The 20,449-nt window shown below is 66.2% G+C and carries 19 protein-coding genes and 1 pseudogene; 12 read left to right on the plus strand and 8 right to left on the minus strand.

Translation table 11 applies throughout. The features are described 5' to 3' along the window. Nucleotides 1-58 precede the first annotated feature (58 nt). On the plus strand, nucleotides 59-2,092 hold the full coding sequence (locus tag H7J73_RS07040) for a PTS fructose transporter subunit IIABC (RefSeq protein ID WP_264066576.1): 2,034 nt from the start codon (nucleotides 59-61) through the stop codon (nucleotides 2,090-2,092). Nucleotides 2,093-2,139: 47 nt separating this feature from the next. Then, complete coding sequence (locus H7J73_RS07045) at nucleotides 2,140-2,397, plus strand: HPr family phosphocarrier protein (RefSeq protein WP_264066578.1); 258 nt, start codon at nucleotides 2,140-2,142, stop codon at nucleotides 2,395-2,397. A gap of 51 nt (nucleotides 2,398-2,448) precedes the next feature. On the opposite strand, the gene H7J73_RS07050 is transcribed toward H7J73_RS07045, so the two are convergent. Further along, nucleotides 2,449-4,173 (minus strand): MFS transporter, encoded by a 1,725-nt coding sequence (locus tag H7J73_RS07050; RefSeq protein WP_264066580.1) that lies wholly within the window; start codon nucleotides 4,171-4,173, stop codon nucleotides 2,449-2,451. Further along, nucleotides 4,170-4,616 (minus strand): MarR family winged helix-turn-helix transcriptional regulator, encoded by a 447-nt coding sequence (locus tag H7J73_RS07055; protein WP_264066582.1) that lies wholly within the window; start codon nucleotides 4,614-4,616, stop codon nucleotides 4,170-4,172. Before H7J73_RS07055 ends, H7J73_RS07050 begins: the two co-directional genes overlap by 4 nt. A gap of 164 nt (nucleotides 4,617-4,780) precedes the next feature. Here H7J73_RS07055 and aqpZ point away from each other — a divergent pair, with 164 nt between their 5' ends. After that, nucleotides 4,781-5,584, plus strand: a complete 804-nt coding sequence (gene aqpZ / locus H7J73_RS07060) for an aquaporin Z (protein WP_264066583.1) — start codon at nucleotides 4,781-4,783, stop codon at nucleotides 5,582-5,584. Nucleotides 5,585-5,593: 9 nt separating this feature from the next. On the opposite strand, the gene H7J73_RS07065 is transcribed toward aqpZ, so the two are convergent. After that, complete coding sequence (locus tag H7J73_RS07065) at nucleotides 5,594-7,057, minus strand: APC family permease (RefSeq protein WP_264066584.1); 1,464 nt, start codon at nucleotides 7,055-7,057, stop codon at nucleotides 5,594-5,596. Further along, the gene (locus H7J73_RS07070; protein WP_264066585.1) at nucleotides 7,054-8,157 is read right to left on the minus strand and encodes a DmpA family aminopeptidase; all 1,104 of its coding nucleotides are present in this window, start codon (nucleotides 8,155-8,157) and stop codon (nucleotides 7,054-7,056) included. The genes H7J73_RS07065 and H7J73_RS07070 overlap by 4 nt, the downstream gene beginning before the upstream one ends. A gap of 119 nt (nucleotides 8,158-8,276) precedes the next feature. Between H7J73_RS07070 and H7J73_RS07075 the strand changes: the two genes are divergently transcribed. Together H7J73_RS07075 and H7J73_RS07080 are read left to right on the plus strand one after the other, a co-directional pair. Further along, nucleotides 8,277-8,888: a TetR/AcrR family transcriptional regulator gene (locus H7J73_RS07075; RefSeq protein WP_264066587.1), complete on the plus strand. Its 612-nt coding sequence runs from the start codon at nucleotides 8,277-8,279 to the stop codon at nucleotides 8,886-8,888. 216 nt (nucleotides 8,889-9,104) lie between these two features. Next, a pseudogene (locus tag H7J73_RS07080) lies at nucleotides 9,105-9,242 on the plus strand (GNAT family N-acetyltransferase); the annotation flags it as partial. Between the two features lie 93 nt (nucleotides 9,243-9,335). Here H7J73_RS07080 and H7J73_RS07085 read toward each other — a convergent pair. Together H7J73_RS07085 and H7J73_RS07090 are read right to left on the minus strand one after the other, a co-directional pair. Next, a complete protein-coding gene (locus H7J73_RS07085; RefSeq protein ID WP_264066588.1) occupies nucleotides 9,336-9,899 on the minus strand; it encodes a Dps family protein in 564 nt (187 codons plus the stop codon). Between the two features lie 90 nt (nucleotides 9,900-9,989). Continuing rightward, on the minus strand, nucleotides 9,990-10,934 hold the full coding sequence (locus H7J73_RS07090; RefSeq protein ID WP_435405442.1) for a DNA-3-methyladenine glycosylase family protein: 945 nt from the start codon (nucleotides 10,932-10,934) through the stop codon (nucleotides 9,990-9,992). Nucleotides 10,935-10,994: 60 nt separating this feature from the next. Between H7J73_RS07090 and H7J73_RS07095 the strand changes: the two genes are divergently transcribed. Then, entirely contained in the window at nucleotides 10,995-11,402 is a 408-nt protein-coding gene (locus H7J73_RS07095; protein ID WP_264066590.1) for a nuclear transport factor 2 family protein, read from the plus strand. Here H7J73_RS07095 and H7J73_RS07100 read toward each other — a convergent pair. After that, complete coding sequence (locus H7J73_RS07100; protein WP_264066592.1) at nucleotides 11,389-11,766, minus strand: DUF427 domain-containing protein; 378 nt, start codon at nucleotides 11,764-11,766, stop codon at nucleotides 11,389-11,391. The two genes, H7J73_RS07095 and H7J73_RS07100, sit on opposite strands and share 14 nt — an antisense overlap. 75 nt (nucleotides 11,767-11,841) lie before the next feature. Here H7J73_RS07100 and H7J73_RS07105 point away from each other — a divergent pair, with 75 nt between their 5' ends. Beyond that, entirely contained in the window at nucleotides 11,842-12,309 is a 468-nt protein-coding gene (locus H7J73_RS07105) for an SRPBCC family protein (RefSeq protein ID WP_264066595.1), read from the plus strand. Here H7J73_RS07105 and H7J73_RS07110 read toward each other — a convergent pair. Continuing rightward, entirely contained in the window at nucleotides 12,306-13,721 is a 1,416-nt protein-coding gene (locus H7J73_RS07110) for an NAD(P)/FAD-dependent oxidoreductase (RefSeq protein ID WP_264066597.1), read from the minus strand. The genes H7J73_RS07105 and H7J73_RS07110 overlap by 4 nt on opposite strands. Nucleotides 13,722-13,966: 245 nt before the next feature. On the opposite strand from H7J73_RS07110, the gene alr reads away from it, so the two are divergent. The 5 genes from alr to H7J73_RS07135 all read left to right on the plus strand — a co-directional run bounded on the left by alr (nucleotide 13,967) and on the right by H7J73_RS07135 (nucleotide 20,422). Then, nucleotides 13,967-15,043 carry an alanine racemase gene (gene alr / locus H7J73_RS07115; RefSeq protein ID WP_264066598.1) on the plus strand — a complete coding sequence of 359 codons (1,077 nt, stop codon included), beginning with the start codon at nucleotides 13,967-13,969 and terminating at the stop codon, nucleotides 15,041-15,043. A gap of 145 nt (nucleotides 15,044-15,188) precedes the next feature. Then, nucleotides 15,189-16,676, plus strand: a complete 1,488-nt coding sequence (locus H7J73_RS07120) for an APC family permease (protein ID WP_435405443.1) — start codon at nucleotides 15,189-15,191, stop codon at nucleotides 16,674-16,676. Between the two features lie 40 nt (nucleotides 16,677-16,716). Beyond that, on the plus strand, nucleotides 16,717-17,979 hold the full coding sequence (locus tag H7J73_RS07125; protein ID WP_264066600.1) for an aminotransferase family protein: 1,263 nt from the start codon (nucleotides 16,717-16,719) through the stop codon (nucleotides 17,977-17,979). After that, nucleotides 17,976-19,493, plus strand: a complete 1,518-nt coding sequence (locus H7J73_RS07130; RefSeq protein ID WP_264066602.1) for an NAD-dependent succinate-semialdehyde dehydrogenase — start codon at nucleotides 17,976-17,978, stop codon at nucleotides 19,491-19,493. The genes H7J73_RS07125 and H7J73_RS07130 overlap by 4 nt, the downstream gene beginning before the upstream one ends. 170 nt (nucleotides 19,494-19,663) lie before the next feature. Further along, nucleotides 19,664-20,422, plus strand: coding sequence for an SDR family NAD(P)-dependent oxidoreductase (locus tag H7J73_RS07135; protein ID WP_264066603.1), 759 nt, complete (start codon nucleotides 19,664-19,666; stop codon nucleotides 20,420-20,422). Nucleotides 20,423-20,449 lie beyond the last annotated feature (27 nt).

The following is a 20,449-nucleotide window of genomic DNA, read 5'->3' on the forward strand; positions in this document are numbered from 1 at the left end:
CTTTCAGATTTCCCAAACCGCCCCATCCACTCGAACAATCGCGACGAAGGTGTCAGCTATGACCAACCCCGACCAGCCCGTCACCACCCGTGACCTCGTGCTCCTCGACGTGGACGCCGGCGCCGACAAGGAAGCGGTGATCGGGCGCCTCGCCCAGGCGCTCGCCGACGCAGGCCGCTGTACCGACCGCGACGGTCTTCGTGGCGCCGCGATGGCCCGCGAAGCGCAGTCGGCGACCGGTCTGCCCGGCGGAATCGCCATCCCGCACTGCCGATCTCCCTACGTGGATGTCGCGAGCATCGGGTTCGCCCGGCTCTCGCCGAAGGTTGACTTCGGCGCCCCCGACGGTCCAGCCGATCTGGTCTTCCTGATCGCCGCCCCGGACTCCGGCGGTGCGGAACACATGAAGCTGCTGTCCAGCCTCGCCCGCGCACTGGTCCGCCCCGACTTCGTCCAGGCGCTGCGGGACGCCGGCTCCGCAGACGAGGTGGTCGGCCTGGTCGACGGGGTGGTCAACCCCGCGCCCGCCGCGACACCCGACGCTGCGGCACCCGCCGCCGCGGCACCCGCGGCGCAGGCCGCGAAGCCGAAATCGATTGTGGCGATCACCGCCTGCCCGACGGGAATCGCTCACACCTACATGGCGGCCGACTCACTGAAGCTGGCCGCGGAGCGGGCGGGTGTCGACTTCACCGTGGAAACCCAGGGCTCATCGGGTAGCACCCCGATGAGCGCGGCCACGATCGCCGCCGCCGATGCCGTCATCTTCGCCACCGACGTCGGGGTGAAGGACCGCGGCCGCTTCGCCGGGAAACCGGTCATCGCCTCCGGGGTCAAACGTGCGATCAATGAACCCGACAAGATGATCGCCGAGGCGGTCGCGGCGTCTGACAACCCCGGTGCCGCCCGCGTCGAGGGTGCCGCCGGCGCCGCAGCCGCCGGTGCGGGTTCGGGCGGCGGGGACGTCGGCTGGGGTACCAGGACGCGGCAGATCCTGCTGACCGGTGTCAGCTACATGATCCCGTTCGTCGCGGCAGGTGGTCTGCTGATCGCGTTAGGCTTCCTGTTCGCCGGCTACGACATCGCCAATCCGCCTGATGGACAGACTAAATCGCTCGGCAACATCATCGCGCTTGGCAACTCGCTGACCAACCTGCCCAGTGGCGGGCTCACGCAGTATATCGGCGCGGTACTTTTCACCTTGGGCGGCTTGGCATTCAGCTTCCTGGTCCCGGCACTGGCGGGCTACATCTCCTTCGCGATCGCCGACCGACCGGGTATCGCACCGGGTTTCACCGCGGGTGCGGTTGCGGTGTTCGTCGGCGGCGGGTTCATCGGCGGCATCGTAGCCGGTGTGATGGCCGGTTTCACCGCGCTGTGGATCAGCAAGATCGACGTGCCGCGGTGGCTGCGTGGCCTGATGCCGGTGGTCATCATCCCGCTCGTCGCGTCATTGGTGATGGGCCTGCTGATGTTCCTGCTGCTCGGCCGTCCCCTGGCCTGGATCAACACCAGCCTGACCGGTTGGCTCAACGGTCTGTCCGGCACGTCGGCCGTCGTACTCGGCATCATCCTCGGCCTGATGATGTGCTTCGACCTCGGTGGCCCGGTGAACAAGGCGGCGTACGCCTTCGCCACCGCCGGGCTGGCGGCGGCCACCACGGCATCCTTCGGGATCATGGCCGCGGTGATGGCCGCAGGGATGGTGCCGCCGCTGGCGATGGCGCTGGCTTCCGCGGTTCGCCCCGGGCTGTTCACCGAGCCCGAGCGGGAAAATGGCCGGGCCGCCTGGCTTCTCGGCGCATCGTTCATCTCCGAGGGCGCCATTCCGTTCGCCGCAGCTGATCCGCTTCGGGTGATCCCGTCGATGATGGCCGGCGGCGCGGTGACCGGTGCGCTGAGCATGGCACTCGGCGTCACCTGCCGGGCGCCGCACGGCGGCATCTTCGTCCTGTTCGCCATCGACAACAAGCTCGGGTTCCTGATCAGCCTGGTCGCCGGCACGCTCGTTGCGGCGGTATGTGTGGTCGCCGCCAAACAGTTCGTCGGCCGCAAGGAAGAGCAGGAAGCCCTGGAGCTCGCCGCCGTCTGACGCACTACGCAAACCAATCTCGACAACCAACTACAAGGAGTAAAGATATGCATACCAAGACCGTGATCGTCGGATCGGCCATCGGACTGCACGCCAGGCCCGCCGCCATCATTTCCGAGGCCGCCGTGAAAGCAGGTGTCCCCGTGCTGCTTTCTGTCGACGGCGGAGAACCCGTGGACGCCGGCTCGGCCCTCATGATCATGACACTGGGCGCGGCCAACGGCGCCCAGGTGACGGTGGCCTCCGACGACGAAGCGGCGATGAACGAGATCGCCGGGCTGGTACAGAAGGACCTGGACGCCTGAAACGCCCTCTACCGATTTCCCTGTTCGGCATCGATCCACCGGCTAAGTAGCTCAATCACGCGGCCGCACAAGCAGATCGGGTGCGGACGGCCGAGTGGCCCGGCCCCGCGAGAGCGAGGCCGCCGCGGCGAGCAGCGCCAGCAGTGCCGAGGCAATGAACACCACCGTCAGCCCGTGATGGAACGGCGCGGAGATCAGATCCGGGAAGAACTCGTGCCCGATAATGGTGTCCCGGTTGGCCGCAGGCAGCGTCTGCAATACACCGCTGGGCGCGAGTAGATGCTCCAACGGGTTCTCGCCGAGCACCGCGGCGAACATCGTCGACACCGGCGGCAAGCTGGCCACCTGATGCGCGGTGGCATCCGGAACACCCTGTTGGGTAAGGCCTTGCGTCAACGCACTGGGCAGACTGCTGGCCAGACCCACGATCATCAGCGAGAAGAACACGCCGATGGATAGCGCGGTGCCGGAGTTCAGGAAGGTGGCCCGCATCCCGGAAGCGACGCCACGCTGATCGGTGGGCACGCTGCCCATGATCGACGAGGTGTTGGGCGCGGCGAACATGCCGCTGCCGATGCCGTTGAGGGCGATCAGCGCGGCGAAGGCCCAGTACGGGAAATCGACCGGCAGCGCCAGCAGGCCGATGAAGGTGGCGCCGAACAGCAGCATCCCTGCCGTGGACAGACCACGGGCACCGAACCGGTCCGACAGTGCGCCGGCCAGCGGGCCGGCCACCAGAAAGCCCGCGGTCAGCGGCAGCAGGAAAATGCCCGCCCACAGCGGGGTGTCGGCATAGTCATAGCCATGCAGCGGCAGCCAGATTCCCTGCAGCCAGATGATCAAGACGAATTGCAGCCCGCCCTGGGCCAGCGAGGCGCACAGCGTGGCGGCGTTACCCGCGCTGAACGCCCGGATCTTGAACAGGCTGAGCTGGATCATCGGCTCAGCCACTGCGGACTCGATCACGACGAACACCACCAGAAGGAGCACGCCGGTGATCAGCAGCCCGATCACGGCCGGATTGTGCCAACCGGTGGTCTGGCCGTCGTGCGGCTGCAGACCCATCGTGATGGCCACCAGAATTCCGCTGAGCCCCAGCGCGAAGGTCGCGTTGCCCCACCAGTCGATCCGGCCCCGCTGTCGTACACCGTCGTCGCGCAGCTTGCGGTAGGCCCAGATCGTGCCGAAGATTCCGACCGGCACATTGACCCAGAACACCGCTCGCCAGTCCCACACGGCCAGCAACCCGCCCGCGATCAGACCGATGAACTGCCCCGCCAGGGCGGCCACCTGGTTGAAACCCAGAGCAAAGCCGCGTTTCTCGGCCGGGAACGCGTCGGTCAGGATCGCAGCCGAGTTGGCCGTGAGCATGGAACCGCCGGTGGCCTGCAGGACGCGCCAGCCGATCAGCCAGATCGCGCCCGCGGCGCCCATGAACGGATCGAAGGACAGCAGGATGGATGCGACGGTGAAGACGGCGAATCCGGCGTTGTAGACCCGGACCCGGCCGAACATATCCCCGAACCGGCCGAGGGTGACCACCAGCACCGCCTGCACCAGCCGGTAACCCATGATCATCCACAGCAGATAGCCGATATTGGCCGGATCCAATGGGTCCAGGTGGATTCCGCGGAAAATCGCGGGCAACGAGATGATGACGATAGAACCGTCCAGAGCGGACATGAACACGGCCGCCGTCGTATTGGACAGCGCTATCCAGCGATAGCGGTCCGGTCGTTCGCTTTCGGTGGCCACACGTTGGTTCAGTGATGTCACAGCTGCTGCGCCAGACGCTCGATCAGCGGCGCCGCTGTCTGCAACGCTGCCAGTTCCTCGGCGGTGAATCCGACCAGCCCCTGCGCCAGCTGTTCGACTCGGGCCCGGCGACGATTCTGCAGCGCCGTCCGGCCGCCTTCGGTCATGGTGAGCACGACGCGGCGACCGTCGTCGGGGTCGGCGCTTCTGGCGATCAGCCCGCGGTCCTGCAGCGCGCCGAGCGTCGCACCCATGGACTGGGGGCTGATCTGCTCCTGACGGGCCAGTTCGGCCGACGTGGCCGGTCCGTCACGGTCCAGACGGGCCAGCGCGGCGGTCTCGGGAAAGCTCAGATCACCAGCCACCTGCTGTTGGCGCAGACGTCGGCGAACCAGCCCGACGCTGACGAACAGCGCACCGGCCAGCTGCCCGATATCCACTTCCAGGTCAGACTCCGCAGGCATTCCATCAGCCTAGACTGATCAGTCTGCACTGACGACACAGGCGGGTCGGCCCAGCCCTGGCATTAATCTCTATCCGGCCACAATTGGGACACTTCGCATACGGAATTCGCAATTACATGTCACTCTCAAACCGTCATTGAATTCGACGAAGAAGGCGGTGGCGGATGACTCCTCCAACAATGCTGCACAGACTTGCGGCTGAATTCATCGGTACATTCTGGCTGGTTCTCGGCGGCTGCGGGAGCGCAGTATTCGCCGCGAAGTTCCTCTCCGACGACATCTCCGTCGGTATCGGTTTTCTCGGGGTCGCACTGGCCTTCGGCTTGACGGTGCTGACCGGTGTCTATGCGTTCGGCACGATTTCCGGTGGCCATTTCAATCCGGCGGTCACCCTGGGCGCCGCACTCGCCAAACGGGTGGAATGGAAAGCCGTCCCCGGTTATTGGGCCGTTCAGGTGATCGGCGGCCTTGTCGGCGGCGCGATCATCTATGTGATCGCCAAGGGTAAAGACGGTTTCCAGGCCACCGGCAATATGGCGGCCAACGGATATGGTGCGCACTCCCCCGGTGGTTACTCATTGGTGGCGGTCATCGTCACCGAAGTCGTGCTGACCGGAATTTTCCTGCTGGTCATTCTCGGTTCCACCGACGACCGGGCACCCAAAGGCTTCGCCGGGCTGGCCATCGGCTTGACGCTGACGCTGATCCACCTGATCTCGATCCCGATCTCGAACACGTCGGTCAACCCGGCGCGATCCACCGGTGTCGCGTTCTTCAACGGGGCGGACGCCCCCGCGCAGCTCTGGGTTTTCTGGCTGGCTCCTCTGATCGGCGCTGCCATCGCCGGTATCGCCTACCCGTATCTCTTCGGGCGCACCGAGGAACTGGCCGACCGGCCGGTACGCGATGACGCACTGGATGCGGACCCGGGCACCGATTCAGACCCGCACCCTCCGGCACGGGTCTGAACCCGACACCTATCCGTCCAATCCGTCCAATCCGTCCGGTCCGTCCAGCTTCCTCGAAGCCGCCGACCGCGACGGTCGCCACACCAGGGCGCCAACCACCAACCCGGCGAACGGAATTGCCGCCAGAATCGCGCTCAGCGTGAAGCTGCCGCCGGTGACCAGGGTGAAGTTCGACAGCACCAGCCACATGCTGGCGAGCAGGCCCGCCACCGCGACAGCGGGAGCGATTCGCGTCTGCCACGAACGCCCGGCCGCCAGTTCGCGACGGCGCAGGAAGAACACCAGGACCGCGATGGACGTGGTGAGCATCAGCAGCACCATGCCCACGGTCGCGACACCAGCCATCGACCCGAAGACCCCGACCAGTGGATCGATCCCCAACACGGCCAGGACACCGACGATGATGGCCGCTGTGATGGTCTGCACCACCGACGAGAACGCCGGCGATTCATGACTGTCGTGCACCCTGCCCAGCCTGGCCGGCAGCAGGCCCTTGCGCGACAGCACGAACTGGTACCGGGCGATCACGTTGTGGAACGACAACACGCAGGCGAACAGGCTGGTCAGTAGCAGCACGTTCACCACGTCGCGTCCGACCCGACCCAGCGTCGCATCGGTGGTGTCCAACAGCATGTTGCCGTTGCCGGCCAACGTCTGCTCCGCGACGGCCGTCACATGATCGGGCCCGATCGCGACCACGAACGCCCACACCGTCAGCGTGTAGAAGGCGCCGATCAGGATCACCGCGGCGTATGTTGCGCGCGGGATGGTCCGCTCGGGGTCGCGAGCCTCGTCGCGGAATACCGCCGTGGCCTCGAAGCCGATGAAGCCGGTGAGCGCGAACAGTATCGCGATACCGATGGTGCCCTGGGTAAAGACGCCGGGATCGAAGGAGGCGAACGTGATACCGGCCGGCCCTGGCTTGGCGACCATCACCACATCGAGCAGCACCACGATGCCGATCTCGAGCGCCAGCGCGACACCGAGCACCTTGGCACTGAGGTTGATATGCCGGTAGCCCAACACCGCGACGATTGCCAGAACGACGAAAGAGTAAACGGGCCAAGGGATTGCGGGCCCGCTATAGAACTCCACGGTATCGCTGATCGCCCAGCCGATGTATCCGTAGATGCCCACCTGGATGGCCGTATAGGCGATCAGCGCCACCACCGCGATGCCCTTGCCCACCCGCTCGCCGAGCCCGAGCGTCACGTAGGAGAAGAAGGCGCCCGCCTCAGGGACGTGCGGCGTCATCGTCACGAACCCGACGCTGAACACCAGCAGCACCAGCGAGGCGATCGCGAAACCGACGGGGGCGCCGGCACCGTTGCCCAGGCCCATCGCCAGCGGCATGTTCCCGCCGATCACCGTCAGCGGCGCGGCAGCGGCGACGACCATGAAGACGATGCCGATGGGGCCGAGGCGCCCGGTGAGGCGCCGCCCTTCGGTCTTGGTGGCGGGTGCGGTGGTCATCGTGTCTCCTGAGGGTGAGGGGCGAAAGCGGTCAGAGCAGAACGCAACAACTCGTGGTCAAGTGCGTGCGCGGTGTAACCGCGATGGCCGGTCATGGTGGTTGCGGCGACCAGCGCGTTGACGATCGCCTCCTCGGTGGCCTCGATCGTCAGGTCGAACAATCGGGTCATCAACTGCGGTGCCACCATCCGCAGCGGGATCTCGGGCTGGGCCACGTTCACGTCCTCGTCCCACGCATACGGCGGGATCCCACGGTTGCCGGTCGAGAACGCCAGCATCAGGTCGCCGCTGTACTGCTCGCCTGTGCCGCCGAGCCGCCCGACGGCCAGCGAAGCGCGCTGCGCCAGCCGGTCGCACTGATGGGGCAGGAGAGGCGCGTCGGTGGCGACGATGACGATGATCGAGCCCGAACCGGGTTCGAAGCGCGCCGGATAGTCGGGCAGCGGCACCTCGGCCGGCCCGATCAATTCGCCGACGGGCGCTCCGTTGATCCGAAGTCGTTCGCGCCGGCCATGATTGGCCTGCACCAACACCCCGACGGTGTAGGCCGCCGAAGTCCGCGACGCGGTGCCGATACCACCTTTGAAACCGTGGCAGATCATGCCGGTGCCGCCGCCGACGTTGCCCTCGGCCACGGCGCCACCGGCCGCGGACACCAAGGCGGACTGCACGTGCTCGCGGCGGACGTGAAAGCCGTTGATGTCGTTGAGGAGCCCGTCGTAGGTCTCCCCCACCACCGGAAGCGACCAGTACACGCCGTCACCGCGCACCCGGACCTGCTCGGCCACCAGCGCGTCACGCACCACGCCGACACTGTGGGTATTGGTGAGCCCGATCGCGGTGGTGAGCTCACCGGATTCGCGTATCCACTCCAGGCCGGTGAGCTCACCGCTGCCGTTGAGCCGGTGGGATCCGGCGAACACCGGTTCGGTCCAGATGTCGTCGTGAGGGAGCACCACGGTGACTCCGGTGCGCACGGCCGGTGGACCGTCGTCATTGCAGGTGGTGTGTCCGACGCGCACGCCGGGCACGTCGGTGATGGCGTTGTGCGGTCCGGTGGGATGCTCCCCGATGACCACGCCGAGATCTCTGGCACGCATTGGTTTCTTCTCGTTCAGGGGTTATTTTCCTAATTGGAAAAGAACTATGCGCCCCGCTCGTCGACCGCGCAATAGGAAAGGCAGAATCACATCGACGGAGTTTTTACGACGGGAGATACATGGCACGGCCCAACCGGCAGGTGCAGCGACGCACCGAGGTCCTCGATGCCGCCATCGCGCTGATCGAGCGTCACGACCTCGCCACGCTGAAGCTCGCCGATGTTGCCGCCGAGCTGGGCCTCACCACCAACGCGGTGCGCTACTACTTCAAAGATATGCAGGAGTTGTTGTCGGAGTTGGCATTACGATCCGACGTCCGGTTCTACGACGCCCGTCTCGAACTCGGCGATCACACCGACGACCTACGCACCCAGCTGGCGCAAACCATCGCCGCCGGTCTGCCCACGGGACCAGAGGACGCGGAGTGGCGCGCCATCTGGCGGGCGGTCCTGGCCGCCGGTTTCGAACTGGATCAGCGTCGCGACGTCCAGGGCATCTACCACCGCCAGGTGGACCTCTACGCCGATCTGCTGACCGCCGGGGCCGAGGCTGGGGTGTTCGACCTCGCGTTCGCCGCACGCGATATCGCGATGTCGCTGATGTCGATGGAGGACTACTTCGGCTACCGGATCGTCGCGCGTGACCCGCAGTTGGACCGCGCGACCGCCCTGCGCCTGATGCAGCAGTACGCCGAGCTGGCGACCGGAACGCAACTGCCCTCGACCTCCTAAAGTCCATCAAGCGAAGTGGTGTTGCAATTAGGAGGATCGGACCCAGTGCTGACGCGTTCGGCTCGGCCTTCGCCAAGACGTTTGAGTAGCTGGGGACCATATTCGAGCAAGATGTGACAGGACTAATTGGTCGACCCAATTGCCCATGAATCACCGTGGCGCAAGCCTTAAAAGCGATAGGCGCTCACGCTACGACGATGCCGCGTTGACCTGTACGCCCATCGGCACACAGTAGGAGTGCGCCGCAACATGCCGGACCCCGTTCCGGCGATACTGCTGTCGCGGTTGACAATCGACGTCAAGTACCAAGGCCAGAACCTGGGCGCTCAGCTGCTGCGCGACGCGATCACCCGCGCTTCAAAAGAGCGGCACATCAGGTCCCCGAGAAGTTCCCGGAGACGAGTTCAGACCCGCACCACGTCGGCACGGGTCTGAACCAGAGCAGATTTACTTGGCGTGACCGCTACCGGAGGCCTTCGCCTTGCTGGCGGCAGACTTCTCGGTGGACGTTCCAGAGTTGGACAGTTCACCTGCCGCGCTCTCCAGGTGCGCGCGGACGAACCACTGGAACTTCTCCAGCTCGCCCGAGTGACCGATCAGCAGATCCTGCGACACCAGGTCGAGATCGTCGAGTTTCTCGATGGCCTTCCTGGTGTCCTCGATGACACCGCTGTACACCAGGTCCAGCGCGCCCAGGTGGGCCTGCACCGTGTCGCGGCCGACGGAGTAGTCGTCCCACGTCCGGTCCTTGAGGATCGCACCGGGTGTACCCAGCGGTGACACACCAAGGGCGGCGATCCGCTCGGCCGCCTCGTCGGCATAACCCCGGACCAGCTCGACCTGTGGGTCGATCATCTCGTGGACGCCAATGAAGTTGGGGCCGACCACATTCCAGTGCACGTGCTTGAGCGTCAGATGCAGGTCGTTGTACGTGCTGAGTTGCTTTTGCAACAGATCCGCGACCTGCCGGCCCTGCTTTTCCGTCATGCCGGGGATGGTGAAACTAGGCACAGTGGCTCCTTTGCCTGCGTAGGGGTCTCGTCCTTGGGGGACGTTCATGCTCAGGGCACCGGGTACCCGAACATCAGTACGCATAACCGGCTAGAGCGGGCGAATGTTCTGTACCGGTAGCCGCGGACCGCGGCGCGGCTCACGGGCCAGCCCGCTCGCGTAGAGCAGGCGCACCACCCGATGCCGATGCGGGCGCATCGGTTCGAGAAGCTCCACCATGGCGTCGTCGTCGATGGGACGGCCGAGCAGCGTCCAGCCGATCATCTTGGAGACGTGGTAGTCGCCGACCGACAAGGCATCGGCGTCGCCGAACGCGCGCTGCGCCACCTCGGCCGCCGTCCAGATCCCCACCCCGGGCAGAGACATCAGTGCTTGCCGCGCCTCCGCCGGAACTCGCGTGGCCAGCCGCTCCAACGACGCCGCCCGCTGCGCGACCGCAACGATCGTGCGGGCCCGGCCAGGATCGACATTCGCCCGATGGAATTCCCACGACGGGATCCGGCGCCACACCTCCGCCGAGGGGATCACCCGCATGCGTTCGGGGGCCGGGCCGGGCGCGGGGGTGCCGAACCGCGTCACCAGCAGCCGCCACGCCCGAAACGCATCGGCGCCCGGCACCCGCTGCTCGATCACCGCAGGGACCAGCGCTTCCAGCACCTGGCCGGTACGACCCAACCGCAGATGCGGCACCGCAGTCAGCGCGGCGACGACCGTCGGATCCGTCGGCGCGAAATCGGAGTGGTCGTCGTCAGCACCGAGGAACGCAGGTAATGCGTCGATGAACTCGTCGGCCCCGTCACCCCAGGCCTGCGCCCGGACCACGGTCGGGCCGTCACGCAGGATCCGCGCGGTCACGGCGCCGGAGGACAGCAGACTGGTCCGCCAGATGGCGCGGTCGGCGGTGAGCTGGAAAGTCGGATCACCCGGGCCGCGACGCAGTGGCGACAAGGTGACGCCGGGACTGGCCGGGCCCGGAAAGGTGACCGTCCGCTCGACGGGGTTCGTCTCGCCTGAAGTGAGTGCTACCGGGCTCAGGTTAGTCTCCGCGCGTACTACACGATTGCGCCCCACCTCGCCGCGGTCAAGGATGGCCACATGACGACCCCGTTCGACGACCCACAGGCCGAGCTCGCATGGATGTTCCTGCAGAGCCTGTGCGAGGACGGCGACCTCGACGAGGGGCTCGCGTTACTCAGCGACGACTTCAGCTATTGGAACAACACCACCCGCAGGTCCAGCGGAAAGGACGATCTGCGCCAGCTCTGCGAATGGCGAAAGGCGATCGTGGAACTGAGCTACGACCTGCTCGGCTGCCTCAACGACGGGCAGAGCGTGATGGTCGAGGCCCAGGCCGAGGGTGTCACCAGCACAGGGATTCGCTACGACTGTCCGATGGTGTTCATCTTCGAGACCGACGACGGACTGATCACCTCGCTGCGGGAGTACGGCGACACCCAGCTCAACATCGCCGCGTTCGGCGCCGAGACGGCTACTCCACGCTGACGGTGATCTCAGCCTTGTCGGGGTAGAACGCGACGTGTCCGGCGATCGCCCCGACCGCCGGATAGGGCTCCTCGTAGGTCCAGATCGCGTCGTCCACGGTGCCCGCGGTAGTCGTCACGCTGTAGTAGCCGGCGTCCCCTTTGTAGGGGCAGTACGTAGTGGTATCGGTGCGGGTGAGCAGCTTGCGCTCCACATCGCTCAACGGAATATATTGCACCGCCTGATAAGTCGACTCCTGCAGCGTCAGCGCGTTGCGGGTGTCGGCCACGGTCTCGCCGTTGACGCGGACTACCACCCGACCAGTGGTCGCGGTGACGGTGATCGGGTGCTCGGCGGTGGGCTGGCGTACGGACCGCTCGGTCATGGGGACCTCCTGCAGGTACGAAATGGTTTCACGGAGTCCCCAAGTCCAACACATCCCGGCCGATACGATTCCCGCATGACTCAGCCAGGAACACCGTCGGCTCAGGCAGATGTGCGCATCCGCGCCGACGCCGACGCCGTGTATGCGCTCATCACCGATCTACCGACGCTGGCCAAGCTCGCCGAAGAGACCGTCGCGATGACGTGGTATCGAGGCGATACGGCCCGCAAGGGCGCGATGTTCAAGGGCGATAACCGCAACAAGACCAGGAAGTGGACGACCACCTGCACCATCACCGAGTCGGTTCCCGGCCAGGTGTTCGCCTTCGACGTGCGCAGCGGCCTGATCCCGGTAGCGCACTGGCGTTACGACATCACCGCGGCAGACGACGGGTGCCTGGTCACCGAGGCGACCTGGGACCGCCGGCCGGGTTGGTTCCGCAAAATCGCAGGGGCGGCCACCGGCGTGCCCGACCGGGATGCGGAGAATGCCAAGAACATCGCCGCCACTCTGGCCCGGCTCAAGGAGCACGCCGAACGTTAAGGCCGCCGGGCGATGGCATCGGCGACCACCGCGATCGGCGATGTCTTCGCCCGAGCGCCTGACTCGTGCCGGTCCGCAGCCCGGTAGGCCTGGTACATCCCACGAACCCCCAACCAGCGCAGCGGTTCCGGCTCCCAGGTTTTCGACCGGTGTCCCACCCAGGGCATCCTGACCAGCGCAGTGTCGCGCCGGAGTACCAGGTCCGCGAGCGTCTGCCCCGCCAGGTTGGTCGCAGTGACGCCGTGCCCGACGTAGCCACCGGCCCACCCGAGTCCCGTCGCGCGGTCCAACTCCACCCCGGCCGACCAATCCCGCGGCACCGCAAGCACCCCACACCAGCCGTGTGCGATCCCGATCCCGCGGGTCTGCGGGAGCAGCGTGTTCAGCACCTCCCGGAGGGAGGTGATGGTGTACTGCCCGACAGCGCCGTCGCGGTCGATCCCGGACGCATAGCGGTAGGGCACCGCGCGGCCACCGATCGCGATGCGGTCATCGGCGGTGCGCTGCGCGTAGAAGAAGCCGTGGGCAGTATCGCCCAGTGTTTCGCGCCCCTCCCAGCCGATCGACTCCCACACGTCGGCGGGCAGCGGCTCGGTCGCGATCATCGCGCTGTTCATCGGCAGCCAGCGCCGTTTCAGACCGGGCAGGGTGGTGGTGAATCCTTCGGTGGCCCGCAGTACGGTCGGCGCGCGAACGGTACCGCGGGCGGTGACTGCGCGACCGGCACTGATCTGCGTCACCGGCGTCTGCTCGTAGATCGTGACGCCGAGGCGTTCGACGACGTCGGCGAGCCCACGCACCAGCTGCGCGGGCTGGATCCGCCCGCAGTGCGGGCTGAAGGCGGCCAGGTGTAGATCATCGATCCGAATGCGTTGGTTTACTTCGCTATTCGGTAGTAGCCGAACCTCGGGAACACCCCACTCGTGGCTCTCGTCGACCTCGGCCCGCAACCGCTGCGCCTGTGGTTCGTTGCGGGCGATACGAAGACTTCCGCCCTTGACGATCCCGGCCTCGATACCTTCGCGGGCCGCCACGTCGATCACCTCGTCGACGGCGCCGTTGAGCGCGCGCTGCCAGCGCACCACAGCGGGGCGGCCGTGCTTCTTGGCCAGGAGAGTGCGGTGCCCCGGAGCCAGTCCGGACAGCCAGCCGCCGTTGCGACCGGAGGCGCCGAAGCCCGCGAACCGCGCCTCGAGCACCGTGATCCGCAGCGAGGGGTCGGCCCTCTTGAGGTAGAACGCCGTCCACAGACCGGTGTAGCCGGCCCCGACGATGCAGACGTCGGCGTCCCGGTCGCCGGGCAGCGGGTCGCGCGGCTCGGGGATTTCGGTGAACCAGTGCGAGACATGACCGTTGATGGGTGTGGACACCCTACGAGTCTGGCATCGGTGGCCGACCAGTGGCACGCGCATCGGAACGGGTCCGAAGTTTCATGTTGTTGGTGTCGTCACGCCGTTGTTGTACCGCATTGTGTATCGACCGGGCGATCGGCCGGTCCGATGCTTGGGGCACGGCCGTTCCAGGGGACAGCCGACTTGCAATCAGTCTCACTCCACGGGATCGGAGGACTGACGTGGTCGATCGCCCCGTCGGTGCTAGCAGCAGCGCGACGTATCAGCCGGACACCTCGGGGGCAAGCCCTCGAACATGGGTGGACGTGGATTTGGCGGCGGTCCGCCACAACACCGCCGTCCTGACGCCTCACCGCAGTGCGCTGCTGGTAATGGTGAAGGGAAACGCTTATGGGCACGGCGCTTTCGAGATCGCCCGCACGGTGTTGGACGCGGGAGCCCAGTGGTTGGGCGTGTCCTTCGTCGAGGAAGGAATCGGCTTACGGTCGGCATCACTGACAGCCCCGATCCTGGTGACCACCGAGGCCCCGCGCGGTGACGAGGAGCGCGCGTTGCGAGCGGGACTAGATCTGACCGTCTACAGTTTCGCGGCGATCGACAGGGTCGCCGACGCCGGACGACGGACCGGAACGACTCCGCGCGTGCACATCAAGCTGAATACCGGACTCAACCGAGTGGGCGCCCCGCCGGAGCAGGCCGCCGCGTTGGCCGACCGGGCCGTCGCCGCCGGACTCGACGTGCGCGGAGTGTGGACCCACTTCGCCGTTGCCGAGCAGCTCGGCAATCCTGCGACCGAAACCCAGCTGAACCGAATGCTGGTGGCGGCTGAAACGATCCGAAGCTCGGGTCGCTGCGATCCGTGGCTGCACGCGGCCAACACCGCGGCGATTCTGGCTTACCCGGAGGCTCATCTTGACATGGTGCGCGCGGGGATCGGCATCTACGGATATCTGCCTGATCACGACCTGCCACGCGCCCACGAGATCGAACCCGCCTTGGCGTGGCGCACGTCGGTGAGCCACGTCAAGCGTCTAGCCGCCGGGCAGGGGGTCTCCTACGGTTTCACCGCGCGGACCACCGCGCCCACCACAGTGGCCACGGTGCCCGTCGGATTCGCCGACGGCTACCCCCGGCGCCTGTCGAACCGGGCCGACGTGCTCGTCCACGGTCGCCGGTTCCCCATCATGGGAACGATTGCCATGGACCAGATGTTGATCGACTGCGGCGACCAGCCCGTCGACGTCGGCGACGACGTCACGCTGATCGGCGCGCAGGGAGCACAGGTGGTCACCGTCGACGAGTTGGCGGCGCTGGCCGGCACCATAGCCGACGAAATTCTTTGCGGAATCCATCCGCGGGTGCCACGTCACTACGTGAACTGACCCCGCCAGTGGCCAGATTGTGGATGGCCGGCGACCACAAAACCAACACTTTGGCGGTACGGCGGGAAGTGTGATCCCCGACATACTTCGGAGGACTGGCGAGTGCTTCCCACTCGACGCGACACATCGGAGTGAGTACATGACAATGCCCGCCCCTCCCGCCTCAGCGGGGATCTGGTCCCAACTGGCCCGCAAGCAGGTCCGCACCGCAAGTGCCGACGAGCGTCCGTTGACCCGTAGCCTCGGACCCTTTCAGCTGGCCATGATCGGCGTCGGTTGCACGATCGGTACCGGCATCTTCTTCTCACTGTCGACCGCGGTGCCGAAAGCTGGTCCAGCCGTCGTGATTTCGTTCCTCATCGCCAGCTTGGCGGCAGGGCTGGCCGCCCTGTGCTACGCCGAGCTCGCGTCATCGATTCCCGCTGCGGGTTCGGCCTACTCCTATGCGTATGCGGTGATCGGCCAATACGCCGCGGTAGGTGTAGCCGCCTGCCTGATGCTGGAGTACGGCGTCGCGACCGCCGCGTCGGCGGTGGGGTGGAGCGGCTACGTGAACCAGCTGTACTCCGATCTGACGGGCTGGGAGATCCCCTACTGGGCGTTGCACGCCCCCGGATCATCCGACGCCGCTGGGCATTTCGGTGTGATCAACTTGCCGTCGCTGGTGTTGGTGCTGATGTGTACCGTCCTGCTGCTGCGCGGGGTACGTGAATCCATGCTGGTGAACACGATCATGGTGCTCGTCAAACTCACCGTGCTGGCGTTCTTCGTCGTGATCGCCTTCACCGCGTTCAACGCCGACAACTTCAAGGACTTCGCCCCCATGGGGGTGGCGGGCATCGGCGCGGGTACTGCGACAATATTTTTCACATTCGTTGGTATAGATGCGATTTCGACGGCCGGCGAGGAAGTTCGCGATCCGCGCAAGAACCTACCCAGGGCCATCATGATAGCCCTGGGCATCGTCTTGACGATCTACATGCTCGTCGCTGTGGCGGCTGTGGGAGCCCAGTACTGGACGGAGTTCGACGGCCAGGAAGCCGGGCTGTCGGTGATTCTGGACAACATCATGCACCAGCGGTGGCCAGGCATGGTGCTGGCGGCCGGGGCCGTCATCTCCATCTTCTCGGTCACGCTGGTGACGCTGTACGGCCAGACGCGCATCTTGTTCTCGATGGGGCGAGACTCGATCGTGTCCAAGCGATTCGCCACCGTCGGTGGGCAGTCGCACGTTCCCGTGTTCAACACCCTGGCCGTGGCGGCGGTCGTGGGGCCGGCAGCGGCGTTCATTCCGCTGGACGCGCTGGCCGACCTCACCAGCATCGGGACCATGGTCGCGTTCATCGTGGTGGCGATCTCGCTGATCGTGGCGCGGCGGGCCAGCTCGATCAAGCCCAGCTTCCGGGTTCCGCTCTACCCACTGACCCCCATCCTCACCGTCGTCGTGTGCGGCTATGTCCTGACCGGGCTCAGCTCGACCACCTGGAAGTTCTTCGCCGCGTGGATGGTGCTGACCTACGGCTACTACCTGCTTCGCGGCCGCAAGATCGCCGACGAGAACGCCGCCACACCGCCTCCACCGGTGGAATCACCCGAGATCAGTGACTCCACACCGCAACTCGATCAGCACTGATCGCCAATCGCAACATCGGAAACAGAGAAAAGGACGACTCATGACCTCCGTCGACGGGAGCGCTCTGTGGAGTGCGCAAGCCCATATGCCGACCGTGTCCGACCGCCGCATCGTCATCACCGCCGGCTCCGGTGCGTATGTCGAAACCCGGAGCGGCGAAAGGCTACTGGACGCCACAGCAGGGCTCTGGCACGCCAACATCGGTCACGGCCGCCCGGACTTGGCCCGCGTTGCCTACGAGCAGATGGTCAAGCTGGAGACCTATCACGTGTTCAACCGGTTCGCCAACGACCAGGCGCTGGCCCTGACCGACCGGCTCAGCGCATTGTCACCGATCAAGAACCCGAAGGTGATCTTCGGCAGCGGAGGTTCCGAGGCGGTCGAGGCGGCGTGCAAACTCGCCCGCCGACACTGGCAGCTGGAGGGCCGCACCGGAAAGCGCATGGTTCTCAGCCGCCAGTACTCCTATCACGGTGTGCATGGATTCGGTTCCAGCATCGCCGGTTTGGACTTCAACCGGGAAGGCTACGGAACCGAATCGCTCATCCGGGAGACCGCACGCATCGATCACCTCGACATCGCCACGGTGGAGCGCCAGATCCTGGACCTTGGCGCCGGCAACATCGCCGCCATCATCACCGAGCCGATCATGGGCACCGGTGGCGTGTACCCGCCGCCTCCGGGCTATCTGGAAGGACTGCAGCGGCTGGCGGCGCAGCACGACATCCTGTTGATCGCTGATGAAGTCATCACCGGATTCGGGCGTACCGGCGAGATGTTCGCCTGCGAGTACTTCGGTTTCGCCCCTGACATGCTGTTGATGGCCAAGGGGATCACCTCGGGCTACGCCCCGCTCGGTGGGGTTCTGGTGGCGCCCCGGATCTGGGAACGGTTCTTCAGCGGTGCCGACGCACCGATCTACCGGCAGGGGACGACGTATGCCGGACACGCGGTTGGTTGCGCGGTGGCATTGGCGCACCTGGACATCCTGCAGAACGAGAATCTGTTGCCACGGGTGTCCCGCCTGGCGCACCACTTGGAGCAGGTGCTGGGGAACCTCTGCGGCACAGCCGGTGTGGTCGAGGTGCGCACCAGCGGGCTCATCGGGGGCGTGCAGGTCGACGCGGCGTTATCCGCCGACCGGATCATCGATCACGCCTTGGATAACGGCGTGATTCTTCGAATGTTGCGGGGCAACACCATTCAAGTCAGTCCGCCGTTCGTGGTAACCGAGGGCGAGATCGACCAGATCGCCGCGGCAGTGGCTGGCGCCGTCGCGGCCGCCCAGGCGGTGTCGGTATGACCACGACGCCTTTGTTGTCGTCGCAGCTCGTCGCGCCCGATCCCAGCCTGCTGGCGGCCTCGGATCACCTCATCGCCGCCCTGCCCACCGCGTTACGCGTCGGTGGCGGAATCCCGATCGAGAAGTCGCCGCGCCCGCCGGTGAGCATCGCCGATCCCGGCACCGGCCAACAGATTGAGGTCGTGTTCGACGCCGACGCCGACACCGCCCGGCACACCGTCGGCGTGGCGGCCGACGCAGGACGTGAGTGGGCGTCGACCACCACGCGGCAGCGCTCCGACGTCCTGCGGCGAGCATACGAGCTGATGCTGGCTCGCCAGAATGACTTCGAGTTGCTCATCGCTCGCGAGATGGGTAAACCTCTGAGCGAGGCGCGCGGCGAATTCGTCTACGGGTCGGACTTCGTCCGGTGGTACGCCGACGAGGCGGTTCGGCCGGGAGGGACGGTGCGGCCCAGCCCCTACGGGGACGGGCGGTTGCTGTCGAGCCGCTCGCCGGTGGGCCTGTGCCTGCTGATCACGCCATGGAACTTCCCGCTCGCGATGGCGACCCGCAAGATCGCGCCGGCCCTGGCGGCAGGCTGCTCGGTCATCCTCAAGCCCGCGACACTGACGCCGCTGACCAGCTTGCTCTTTGCCGACCTGTTGCGGGAGGCGGGTGTGCCCGAGGGTGTGGTGAACGTCGTAACCAGCTCGCGGGCCGGTGAGTTGAGCAGCGCGGTGATGAACGACTCACGGGTGCGCAAGGTTTCGTTCACCGGATCCACCGAGGTCGGTGTCAAGCTGCTTGAGCAAGCCGCCGGCCAGGTCCTGCGTACCTCGATGGAACTCGGTGGCAACGCGCCGTTCCTCGTGCTGGACGACGCTGATCTCGAACTCGCGGTGGCCGGGGCGATGAAGGCCAAACTGCGCAACGGTGGACAGTCTTGTATTGCGGCCAACCGGTTCCTGGTGCAGGACGGGATCGCCGCGGCGTTCACCGAAGCCTTCACCGAGGCGATGAGCGCGACCGTCGTGGGGCACGCCATGGGCCACGGCGTGCAGATGGGCCCGCTCATCGACACCAAGGCTCAGGCGTCGATGGAATTATTGGTCCAGAAGGCCATTTCGGAGGGAGCCGAGGTGCTCACCGGCGGGCACTCGATCGACTCTGCGGGCAGCTTCTTTGCCCCGACAGTGCTCGATCGGGTGCGGCCGGACTCACGGATCGCGCATACGGAGATCTTCGGTCCGATCGCCACGATCACTCGATTCGCGACGGACGCCGAAGCGCTGGCGTTGGCGAATGACACGCCCTACGGGCTGGCCAGCTACGTCTTCGGTCAGGACATCGACCGGGTCCTTTCGGTCGCCGACCGCCTCGAGACGGGCATGGTCGGTATCAATCAGGGCGTCGTCTCCAACGTCGCGGCACCCTTCGGCGGTATCAAACACTCCGGTGTCGGCCGTGAGGGTGGCTCCGAGGGCTTGGAGGAGTACCAGAACATCCGGCTCTACAACATCGCGCAGCGCTGAACGCGCGGTGCGCCGGCGGCCACACCTGGGCGAAAACTGTTGTGCGCAAGGTGTTGCACGGATCAGCCCGCCTGTCCATCACTGTGTCGCTACCGAGGCGGTACCCAGAACTGCGAATCTGATCGCGACCAACCGTCATCACCACGACGCAAACGAACAGGAGACAGCCAATGGCCGGCCGCTTCGATGGCAAGGCAGCGATCGTGACCGGAGCGACCTCCGGTATCGGCCGGACGATCGCCGCCAGACTGCACGATGAAGGCGCGGCCGTCGTCATCACCGGACGCGACGAACAACGCGGCCGCGACGTGGTGCAACGATTGGGCGACCGGGCCCGTTTCGTCGCCGCCGACCTGACCAGCGCCGAAGGCGCCGACACCGTCGTGGATACTGCCACTGCGGTATTCGGGCGCCTCGACGTGCTGGTCAACAATGCCGCCGTCGACCACACCGGCGGCCTGATCGACACTCCTATGGCCGAGATCCGAGAAACCTTCGAGGTCAACGTGTTCGCGGCCATTCGCATGCTGCAAGCCGCAGCGCGGGCGATGACGGAAAGCGGGGGCGGCGCCATCGTCAACATCACGTCGCGGCTAGCGACGATCGGCGTGCCCACCATGGCGATCTACAGCGCCTCCAAGGGGGCAATGCGGTCCTTGACTCGGGCCGCCGCCGTCGAATTGGCACCCAAGCACATCCGCGTCAACGATGTGGCTCCCGGCATGACCAAGACACCGCTCTACGACGCATGGCTTGCGGCCCAAGCTGATCCAGCCCAGACCGAGGACGACGTGGTGGGCGCCATCCCGCTTGGGCGGCTGGCCCACCCCGACGACGTCGCCGCCGCCGTGGCCTACCTCGCCTCCGACGACGCGCGCTATGTCACCGGCGCCACCATGCCGATCGACGGCGGCTACACCGCCCAGTGAACACGCTCACCGCCACCGAACGAAGGA

Origin of the sequence: Mycolicibacterium komossense (assembly GCF_025822605.1) — a bacterium.
GTDB lineage: Bacteria > Actinomycetota > Actinomycetes > Mycobacteriales > Mycobacteriaceae > Mycobacterium > Mycobacterium komossense.